This window comes from Turicibacter sp. T129 (assembly GCF_025594975.1).
Taxonomy (GTDB): domain Bacteria; phylum Bacillota_I; class Bacilli_A; order MOL361; family Turicibacteraceae; genus Turicibacter; species Turicibacter bilis.
Genome location: NZ_JAMQUU010000022.1, coordinates 42,445 through 48,641 on the forward strand (window position 1 = coordinate 42,445; position 6,197 = coordinate 48,641).

Annotated in this window: 6 protein-coding genes; 5 read left to right on the plus strand and 1 reads right to left on the minus strand. The window is 34.6% G+C overall.

Annotation, left to right across the window (positions count from 1 at the left end):
• The 3 genes from NEH75_RS04800 to NEH75_RS04810 all read left to right on the plus strand — a co-directional run bounded on the left by NEH75_RS04800 (window position 1) and on the right by NEH75_RS04810 (window position 3,390).
• Window positions 1-723: a M23 family metallopeptidase gene (locus NEH75_RS04800; RefSeq protein WP_055242815.1), complete on the plus strand. Its 723-nt coding sequence runs from the start codon at window positions 1-3 to the stop codon at window positions 721-723.
• A gap of 163 nt (window positions 724-886) precedes the next feature.
• Window positions 887-1,882: a rod shape-determining protein MreB gene (mreB, locus tag NEH75_RS04805; RefSeq protein WP_055242818.1), complete on the plus strand. Its 996-nt coding sequence runs from the start codon at window positions 887-889 to the stop codon at window positions 1,880-1,882.
• A gap of 239 nt (window positions 1,883-2,121) precedes the next feature.
• Window positions 2,122-3,390: a replication-associated recombination protein A gene (locus tag NEH75_RS04810; protein ID WP_055242820.1), complete on the plus strand. Its 1,269-nt coding sequence runs from the start codon at window positions 2,122-2,124 to the stop codon at window positions 3,388-3,390.
• 39 nt (window positions 3,391-3,429) lie between these two features.
• Here NEH75_RS04810 and NEH75_RS04815 read toward each other — a convergent pair whose 3' ends face one another.
• Window positions 3,430-4,071 carry a YigZ family protein gene (locus NEH75_RS04815; RefSeq protein ID WP_082411186.1) on the minus strand — a complete coding sequence of 214 codons (642 nt, stop codon included), beginning with the start codon at window positions 4,069-4,071 and terminating at the stop codon, window positions 3,430-3,432.
• A gap of 334 nt (window positions 4,072-4,405) precedes the next feature.
• On the opposite strand from NEH75_RS04815, the gene NEH75_RS04820 reads away from it, so the two are divergent.
• The gene (locus NEH75_RS04820; RefSeq protein ID WP_055275168.1) at window positions 4,406-5,272 is read left to right on the plus strand and encodes a DegV family protein; all 867 of its coding nucleotides are present in this window, start codon (window positions 4,406-4,408) and stop codon (window positions 5,270-5,272) included.
• Between the two features lie 27 nt (window positions 5,273-5,299).
• Complete coding sequence (locus tag NEH75_RS04825; protein WP_055242824.1) at window positions 5,300-6,151, plus strand: DegV family protein; 852 nt, start codon at window positions 5,300-5,302, stop codon at window positions 6,149-6,151.
• Window positions 6,152-6,197 lie beyond the last annotated feature (46 nt).

The window sequence follows — 6,197 nt, forward strand, 5'->3', positions numbered from 1 at the left end:
ATGAAATTCAAAGAAAGAATGTCAAATCTAAAAAACAAAAAATTATTCAAAAAAATCGATCCAATTAGCTTCGCATTAGTTGTACTTCTAGGAGCATCTGCTACATTTGCAGGCGTTCAATTATGGTTAACTGGAATGAACGGAAATCAAACAGTATCTAATCCAGCAAATGGTGATAATGATGTTGTTTATACAAATGGTGATGGAACAACAACTGTCAATAAAACAACAGATGCTAAAACAGTTGCTCTATTACAAGAAGTTATTAAATCGCCACTTGAAGGTGAGGATGTTGTAGTAGCTAAATCGTATTATGACCAAACAGCTGACACATCGATCCAAGTAAAAAGTTTATTCAACTACAAAGTAGGAGAAACAGTATATACTCGTGAATCTAAAGGTGTGAGCTTAAAAAACTCTAATAATGAAGAAGTTAGCGTTGTAGCCGCTTTATCAGGAAAAGTTCTTACTGTTAAAGATGAAGTTCTAAAAGGAACAGTTGTGACAATCGAACATCAAAATGGTGTTAAAACAGTCTATACAGGTGTTTATGATGTAGCTGTTGAAGCGGGAGCTGAAATCGAACAAGGTGATGTAATCGGTAAAACAGGACTTTCACAACTTGAACCGGATTCAGGAAACGTTGTCCACTTTGAAGTGTTAAAAGATAATGTTAAAGTAAATCCTGAAACTGTCATTGATAAAAAATTAGGTGATTTATAATAATAAAAAAGCACTAATGTAAATTAGTGCCTTTTTTTGTTGAAAAATATTTTTTCGCTTTGAAAAGATATAGTCGTACCTATATAATTGTGATAAAATATAAAATAGTGATGAATTATTTAGACATACTAATACTGAAAAATTAGTTTGGAGGAAGGAAAGTATGCTATTTTCTAAAGATATTGGAATTGACTTAGGTACTGCTAACGTATTAATATATGAAAAAGGTAAAGGAATTGTTCTAGAGGAACCATCTGTCGTTTCAATGGATGCACAAACAGGACGAATGATCGCTGCTGGTGAAGAAGCTCGTCAAATGCTTGGACGTACACCTGGAAAGATTGAAGTTGTACGCCCAATGAAAGATGGGGTTATTGCTGATATCGCAGCAACTGAAATGATGTTAAAACATTTTATCAACTCATTAAATATTAAAGGAATGCTTTCACAGCCACGTATCATGATTTGCTGTCCAACTAATATTACATTAGTTGAAAAAAATGCAATTCGTGAAGCAGCGGAAAAATGTGGAGCGCGTGAAGTTTTCATTGAAGAAGAACCAAAAATTGCAGCATTAGGGGCTGGAATGGATATTTCTAAACCATCAGGAAACATGGTTATCGATGTTGGTGGTGGAACAGCAGATATCGCCGTTTTATCATTAGGAGATATTGTTACATCAGCATCAATTAAAATTGCCGGTAACCGTTTTGACCAAGATATTGTAGATTATATCAAAACAAATTATAAATTATTAATTGGGGATCGTACAGCAGAAGAAATTAAAATTAGTGTTGCAACTGTTTATCCAGAAGGTCGCGAAGAAGAATTACAAGTTCGTGGACGTGACTTAGTATCAGGGTTACCACGCACAATTACAATTTCATCAACAGAAGTTGAAGAGTCATTACGTGAATCAGTACGCATCATTGTTCATGCAGCTAAAAATGTACTTGAACAAACTCCTCCAGAATTATCAGCTGATATCATGAACAAAGGTATCGTGTTAACTGGTGGGGGAGCATTATTACACGGATTAGACCGTTTATTAGCAGACGAATTACATGTTCCTGTCTTTGTAGCAGACAATCCATTACATTGTGTTGTTATCGGAACAGGAATCATGCTTGATCATATCGATAAAATCCGCCGTCGTTAAGACAGATAAAAAGCTTCAGACATTTGTCTGAAGCTTTTTTAATAACTTTGAAAGTTAGTGCGTCGGTTATCAACAAAATATTAGATTTTACCAACATTAAAAAATAGTTTCAAAGAAATGATGAGTAAGCAAGAAGTGATGAATACATGAGCTAATGTGTATTCAAGTGTTTAGTTTTATTTCATGAAACTAAGTGATACAATAAATATCCGATGCTATTTATAAAGGGGTGAGAATGCATGAAGCCATTAGCTGATTTAATTCGTCCGAGAACGTTAGATGAGGTTGTTGGGCAACAACATTTAATTGGTGAAAATCAAATTTTAAGAAAATTAATTGAAGTTAATCATATCCCCAATCTTATTTTTTATGGACCGAGTGGGACAGGGAAGACAACGATTGCGAATATTATTGCGAGTCTTTCAAATAAGAAAATCTATAAGTTGAATGCAACCGATGCAAAGACGGAAGATATTAAGCAGATTATTCAAAGTTTAAATACGCTAGAAGGAATGAATGGTATTTTCTTGTATTTAGATGAGATTCAGAACTTTAATAAGAAGCAACAGCAGACGTTGCTTAAATATATTGAAACTGGGCAGATTACCCTGATTACGAGTACAACAGAAAATCCTTATTTTACTATCTTTAGCGCCATTTTAAGTCGGTCTACTATTTTAGAATTTAAGCCTTTGACACCAGAAGAGATTGTAGAGGGACTCAAACGTGCAGTCGAGCTTGTAGAGTCAGAGTTTTATCTCTATCCACTGACTTATGAGGAAGAAGCATTACATTATATTGCTAATGTCGCTAACGGAGATTTGCGTCGTGCGCTTAATGCATTAGAAATTGCACTTTATCCAAACTGTCGTACAGAAGGATTCGTTTTAACCATGGAGGTTGCCCGTGAATGTACGGTGACAGCGGGCTTTTCTTATGATCGATTTGGTGACCAGCATTATGACACTTTAAGTGCGTTTCAAAAATCAATCCGCGGAAGTGATCCAGATGCAGCCATTCATTATTTAGCACGTTTAATTCAAGCCGGTGACTTAACCTCTATTTGTCGTCGTCTGTTAGTGATTGCAGCTGAGGATATTGGACTTGCCTATCCACAAGCGATTTCTATCGTTAAAAGTTGTACAGATGCAGCGATGCAACTCGGTTTTCCTGAAGCTCGTATTCCACTTGCGCAAGCCGTTATTTTACTTGCGAATAGTCCAAAATCAAATTCAGCAATTTCGGCCATTGATGAAGCCTTAGCCGACTTAAAGGTAGGTAACGTTGGTGAAATACCAAAGCACTTAAAGGATGCGCATTATGGAGGAGCAAAGAAATTAGGTCATGGCATCGAATATAAGTTTCCACATGATTATCCTAATCATTATGTTAAACAACAGTATTTACCGAATCGTTTAAAAAATAAAACTTATTATAAACCTGTTCCTAATAAAATTGAACAAGGATTTGTTGCGTATCAAAACTTCATTAAAAATAATAGTCAATAAAAAACCATTATCCATCTTTTTTGTGGATAATGGTTTTTCTTATGCTTCACGATGATAAGGGACTTCTTTAAATGATGTTTCTCCAGGGACAACATCGACTTTACCATTTGTCATATCAATAATCCAAGAGGTAAATGTCTCTTCTGAATCAACATCGATTAAGACTTCAACTGACACTTTATCCGTGTAGTGGACTTGACTGATTAAATAGTCCGTTCCTTCTAAACGACTTTGTATTGTTCCTAGTAAGTTGTAGTCTGCATTGACAAACATGGTTTTCATTGTTTTTCGTTCAATGACTCCAAGTTCTTTAATCGCTTCAGAGACGGCTTTTCCATAAGTACGGATTAAACCACCAGCACCTAATTTAATGCCACCAAAGTAGCGCGTTACAACTACCACACAGTTTTTAATGCCTTGTTTTCTTAATACTTCAAGCATCGGGACACCGGCTGTTCCACTTGGCTCACCGTCATCATTGGCTTTTTGAATTTCATTGAAATCTCCGACTTGATAAGCTGAACAGTTATGTGTAGCATTCCAATGAATTTTTTTAATTTCTTTAATAAATTCCATAGCGTCTTGATCGTTATAAACACGTTTGACATGACAAATAAAACGTGACTTATCAACAACGATTTCATGTTCACCATCTTGTGCAACCATTAAATAACGTTCCAAATGTATCACCTCAACTAGTTTGAATTAATTATAACATAAAAATTAAGCATCTTTTCTAAAACTTCATGTCTAAAGAGGTAGAGATGATTATGATTGAATTTAACTCTTAAAATGATATTCAGATTGACGAAGAGGTAAAGGTGTTTGATGTAAAAGAATCCTACCACTTATAATCAAGAGAATCTAGGTGAACAAGTTGACATTTTTCTTTTTTCCATTAAAATATAAAGAAGGTTTGAAATTGAAACTAATTTTGATAGATATTTATAAGTCATGCATTTTGGTGAATTAAAGATGTGCTATAATATTGATAGATAAAATAATGAGGTGGATTATGAAAGTCGCTATTGTAACAGACAGTCTTACAAATTTAACAGCAGCTGATTTAGACCGTTATCCAGATGTTTATTACGGGTATCTAAATGTTATCGTAAATGATAAAGCATATGCTGAACAAAAGGAAATTAATAATAAAGAATTATTTCGTATGATTGATGAAGGAGCTACCTATTCAACATCGCAACCTGCACCAGAAGAATTTGTTCAATTATATACAAAATTACTTCAAGACTATGATTATATTTTAGGGTTATTCTGTACAAATCATGTGAGTGGTACAGTTAATTCAGCACGTATTGCTAGTACGATGGTAGAAGGTGCTGAAGGACGTATTACAGTGATTGATACGAATACAGCATCGATAGGAGTAGAAAATGTTCTTTTACGTGTATGCCAACTTTTAGAAGAAGGGAAAGACGTTGAAGAGCTTATTAAAGTAGTTGAATTCTATAAAACTCATGGACCAATGTATTTATATGTAGACGATTTAAATACATTAGTACGTACAGGGCGTTTATCAAAAGCAGCAGCAAGTATCGGAAATTTATTAAATATTAAGCCGATTATCGGATTATCAGATGGTAAATTAGATGTCTTTGATAAAGTTCGTACAAAAAAGCGTGTCTTTAAATGGATTGTTGAACGTTTACGTGAAGATGTTTCAAAATCAGGAAAGCAAATTGTTCGTATTACACATGTGAATGCCGTTGAAGGTGCAAATGAATTAAAAGCGTTAATGGAAGAGGCATGTAAAGATCAAGTTGAGGTACATGTAGGAAATGAAATCGGACCAGTTATGGCGATTCACTTTGGACGTGGTGGAGTTGGAGCTTGCTGGATGCCGGATCAATATAACATTTAATAGTCATCATTTGGGAGGTAAAAGGATATGGCAAAAATAGCGATCGTATCTGATAGCACAGGATGTATTCCTGCTGAAGAATTAAAAGCGTTAGATATTCATGTAAACTATATTTCAATTGTATTTGGAACAGAGTCTTACCGTGAATTTATTGATATGACACCAGAAGAATTTATGGAGCGTTGTGAAAACTATAGTGGATTACCAACGACATCACAACCGTCACCAGGGTCAACGATGGAATTATATGAATCATTATTTGCACAAGGATATGAGGATATTATTCATATCAATATTTCAAGCCAATTAAGTGGAAGTCATCAAACAGCTAAAACATGCGCAGAAATGGTTAATCCAGAACATATTCATGTGTTTGATTCACGCACAGTTACTTATACACAAGGGATGTTTGCTGTCTATGCGGCTAAAAAAGCACAAGAAGGTGCTTCAGTACAAGAAATTCTTGATTATTTAGAAATGATGCGTGAAAATAATCAATTCTATGCTGCCATCAATGATTTAACGAATTTACGTAAAGGTGGACGTTTATCAAATGTGGAAGCTGCTTTAGGAAGCTTATTGCAAATTAAGCCAATTTGTCAAATGCAACCGGATGGGACATTACAAGCAATTGAGAAAATTCGTACCTTTAAAAAGTCATTAAAACGATTAATTGAAATTGGAAAAGAAGCAAAATTAACGGATGATTATCAATTAGTTGTTATGCATATTGGTAATGAAGAAGGAGCTAAAACAGTCCAAGCTGAATTACAAGAAGTTTACCCAAATCACGAAGTTAAGATTTATCCAATTTCATTAGTTGTTGCGGTTCATGGTGGACCAGGTGCTGTTGCCATTGGATGGGTAAAACATAAATAATAGAAATGGAATGCAATTTGCATTCCATTTTTTATGTGCGCCCGGC